Here is a 3,406-nt window from a genome sequence, read left to right as displayed (position 1 = left end):
TATTGATAAAATTATTCATCAAGATAGAATCAATAAAAAACAAAAAGTTACCTATCAAGATAAAATAAGTTTATTACCAAATGGTACAATGATTCAGATTGATGATATTGAATATTTAATTTGGAACAATAATGTATTTAAATGGACATTTGAAGGCTATGAACCAACAAATATAAACATTACTCATAGTGATGTAACAATTTTAACACCAAAATCATATGTTGAAATGTTCAAGAAAGGGTTTACTCCTACTGTTCATATCAGTTTACAAATAGAAACTTAACGAGATATTGGAAAGAAATATGAAACCAACTGATACTTGAGTGTATTAAATTGCTTCGTTCAGGAAACTTATATGCCATTTTTACTGCTTTTAATTGCACTATTTATTTTTGCATTACTTCGTGGCGAGCATGATGCGTCGTTTGTTATTTTGATGATGATTGTGGCCGCACTACTTGCAACATACTACAAACCGTTTAGAGACTCTTTGAGAGAGTTTTTTTAGTATGTATTTATGTCGGCTTTAGAAATTACACTACTTCCCTTGGTGCTTTTTGCCGTTGCCATAGGGAAATTTAGATACGAAAAGAAATATTTTACATACCACTTTATGGAACGAAAATCTTGATTTTTCACTCCACTTTAGCTATACTCACTTTATGAAAAAACAAAAATGGATATGGGAATATGATGAATATCCCAATTTTAGATACGATAAAGCCAAACTAGAACCACTGTTAAGAGATATTGCTTTCGAGCAAGGCAAACTAAAATCTTTTATGCTTTTGATGGATAAAAAGAGTACAAGATATTCATTAGCTCAAACTTTGGAAAATGAAATCATTGCAAGTTGTGAAATAGAGGGTGAGATATTAAATAGAGATAGTGTTCGCTCATCTATTAAACAAAAGCTTGGACTAGAATCTCATCAACATTATAAGGCTCTAAGAAAAGAAGATAATTATGTAGATATCCTCATTGATGCTAACTCAAACTATAAGGAAGATTTGACACTTGATACACTATTTGGTTGGCACCATGCGATGTTTGAAAAAGGGTATAGTGGATTTTCAAAGATTAAAGTAGCCCAGTTTAGAGACGAAGGTGCTATGCAAGTTGTGTCAGGGGATTATGGTAATGAAAAGATTCACTATGAAGCACCGCCACATGAAACTCTTGAAAAAGAGATGAAAAGTTTTATAAAATGGTTCAATGATACTCCTACAACACTTGAAAAAGCGGCTATTACTCATCTTTGGTTTGTCATAATCCATCCTTTTGATGATGGAAATGGAAGAATCACAAGAGCTTTAACAGATGGAGTATTATCAAAACTTGAGCAATCCTCTTTTTCAAAGATTTATACTATGTCAAAGAGTATCTATGAGGATAGAATTGGTTATTATGAAGCTTTGGATAAAACAACTGGAAGATTTTCAAAAGATGATCCACTAGATATTACTTACTGGATGGAGTGGTTTTTTAAAACTTTGCACCATGCACTACTAGATGCACAGAAGCAACTTAATTACATCGTAGAAAAAATAAAATTCTGGGATACTCATAGAGAAGATGAGCTAAATTCCAGACAAATAAAAGTATTAAATAGGCTTCTTGATATTGGAAGCGAAAATTTTAAAGGTGATCTTACAAAAGCAAAATATGTAAAAATAGCAAATACAGCAGAAACTAATGCTTCAAGAGATATTGCAGATTTATTAGCTAAAGGGTGTATAAAAAAAGTAGAGGGTACGACAGGTAGAGGAACTAGATATACTATTAATCATATTTCTTAGTACTCTTTACCATTGTGGTTGCCATAGGAAAATTTAGATACGAAAACGGTTACTCAAAATATAGCTCTTTTTATAAAAAGAAATAGATCTCCATTTTGTTTCCGAGATTACTACTTTTATAAACTCTCACTTTATAAAAGCCACAAAAAGTAAAACAGCATTAAACCAATTATTTAATATAGTTAATATTTATATATTGGATTATATATATAGTATTATGGATTTTATGCTATAATTTTTCTTATGAAAACTATCGAGATTAAAAACGCTTTGCCACTGTCAGTATTTTCTCATGAGATGATTTATGCAGTGCTTGAGAAATCAGTGAGTAACGTAAATGATAAGATCTCAAACCTTGTAAAAAGTGGTGAACTTGTACGGCTAAAAAAAGGGTTTTATACCTTTTCTAAAGCATACCTTACAAAACCGATAGATCTCATCAGTGTTGCAAACACTCTTTATACTCCTTCTTATGTCTCTTTTGACTATGCTCTGAGCTACTACGGGATGATACCTGAGAGGGTAAGTGAGATCACATCTGCCACAAGTAAAAACGAAAAACTTTTTGAGACCCCCGTAGGAAGATTTAGCTATAAAAAAGTACCTCTCAAAGTTTACTCTTTAGGGATTGACTGGCTTTATGATGATGTTGAAGGCGGAAGATTTATAGCAACTCCAGAAAAAGCTCTGTGCGACAAGATACGCTACGATAGAGGTATCGGTACTCTTACTCAAGGTGCGATGGTAGAATATCTAAAATATGATCTGCGATTAGAGATCGCAAAGCCGTTGGATGCTGGGCTTATAGAAGAGATAGCCACCGCATATAGATCACGAAATCTCAAAACGCTCTCTCAAGTAGCCCTTAAAGGAAAGTTATGACTCATCCTGCACTTATAAAAATGCTCGAAAAATATGACCTTTCAGATCCAAATGCCAGCTTTGATGCTCTACGAGAGATACTGCAAGAGATAGTGCTGTTAGGTCTTTATGATGCAGGGTTTTTCAAGCACGCTGCCTTTTACGGCGGAACAGCTCTTAGAATACTGCACAATCTTCCAAGATTTTCAGAAGATTTGGATTTTTCACTTCTTGAGTCAAACCAAAAGTTTAACCTAAAACCTTATGAAGATGCAATCATCTCTAGCTTAAAATCATTCGGTTTTGATGTAACCATAGAGATAAAAGAGAAAAATAATAGTAGTGCAATAGCATCAGCTTTTGTAAAAGGTAATACTATCGAGCATCTCATAAATATAAATGCTCCAAAAGATATAACAAGCAAAATCCATAGAGATCAAGCCGTAAAGATAAAACTTGAAGTAGATACAAACCCACCGCTGGAGTTTGAAACACAAAATGTCATAAGACTAACTCCACGACCGTTTTCGATAAACGCATTTACTTTGCCGTCTTTGTATGCAGGAAAAATGCACGCTATCCTTTGCCGTGCATGGAGCAGCAGACCAAAAGGGCGTGACTGGTATGACTTGGTTTGGTACATAGCAAACGATGTAGAACTTGATGTAAAACACTTAAAAGCGAGACTCTCTCAAAGCTGTAAATACCTAGAATCAAATGAGATAAATATACCAAATGAGCTTACA

General features: G+C 33.6%; 5 protein-coding genes. All 5 read left to right on the top strand.

The window, feature by feature from the left end; all coding sequences use genetic code 11:
- On the top strand, nt 1-283 hold a 283-nt coding region (locus PHI38_RS09795; protein ID WP_299855631.1), incomplete at its 5' end, for a hypothetical protein.
- A 72-nt stretch (nt 284-355) separates the two neighbouring features.
- Nucleotides 356-508 (top strand): hypothetical protein, encoded by a 153-nt coding sequence (locus PHI38_RS09790; RefSeq protein ID WP_299855629.1) that lies wholly within the window; start codon nt 356-358, stop codon nt 506-508.
- A 154-nt stretch (nt 509-662) separates the two neighbouring features.
- A complete protein-coding gene (locus PHI38_RS09785) occupies nt 663-1,799 on the top strand; it encodes a Fic family protein (protein ID WP_299855627.1) in 1,137 nt (378 codons plus the stop codon).
- Between the two features lie 243 nt (nt 1,800-2,042).
- Nucleotides 2,043-2,681, top strand: a complete 639-nt coding sequence (locus PHI38_RS09780; RefSeq protein WP_299855625.1) for a hypothetical protein — start codon at nt 2,043-2,045, stop codon at nt 2,679-2,681.
- Nucleotides 2,678-3,406 (top strand): nucleotidyl transferase AbiEii/AbiGii toxin family protein (locus tag PHI38_RS09775; protein ID WP_299855623.1); only part of this gene is annotated, 729 nt, incomplete at its 3' end. The genes PHI38_RS09780 and PHI38_RS09775, both read left to right, overlap by 4 nt.

It is taken from the genome of Sulfurimonas sp., assembly GCF_028694895.1.
GTDB lineage: Bacteria > Campylobacterota > Campylobacteria > Campylobacterales > Sulfurimonadaceae > Sulfurimonas.
Note: the sequence above shows the minus strand (reverse complement) of the source record. Positions and strands in the feature narration are given on the sequence as shown.

Excerpts from the sequence above, each read along its gene's own strand:
- PHI38_RS09790 (WP_299855629.1), top strand. The coding sequence starts at position 356 with ATGCCATTTTTACTGCTTTTAATTGCACTATTTATTTTTGCATTACTT.
- PHI38_RS09785 (WP_299855627.1), top strand. The coding sequence starts at position 663 with ATGAAAAAACAAAAATGGATATGGGAATATGATGAATATCCCAATTTT.
- PHI38_RS09780 (WP_299855625.1), top strand. The coding sequence starts at position 2,043 with ATGAAAACTATCGAGATTAAAAACGCTTTGCCACTGTCAGTATTTTCT.